Source organism: Pantoea sp. Ft-CA_14 (assembly GCF_024520875.1).
GTDB lineage: Bacteria > Pseudomonadota > Gammaproteobacteria > Enterobacterales > Enterobacteriaceae > Pantoea > Pantoea agglomerans.
In genome coordinates, this window is sequence record NZ_JALNPM010000060.1 from 1 (window position 1) to 234 (window position 234).

The following is a 234-nucleotide window of genomic DNA, read 5'->3' on the forward strand; positions in this document are numbered from 1 at the left end:
GCAGCGGATTGAGCGACGTCATCGGCTCCTGGAAGATGATCGAAATATCATTGCCACGGATGCCGCGGATCTCCCGCTCGGACATGCCGAGCAGGTCCTGGCCCTTAAAGCGGATCTGCCCGGACGGATGCGACGCCGTCGGATACGGCAACAACCGCAGCACCGACAGCGCACTGACCGACTTACCCGAGCCGGACTCGCCAACCAAGGCGACGCACTCGCCGCGCTTGATCT

The 234-nt window shown here is 63.2% G+C and carries 1 protein-coding gene; it reads right to left on the reverse strand.

What is annotated here, in order from left to right:
* Positions 1 to 234: ATP-binding cassette domain-containing protein (locus NR195_RS22850; protein WP_256844944.1), on the reverse strand; the 234-nt coding region annotated here is incomplete at both ends.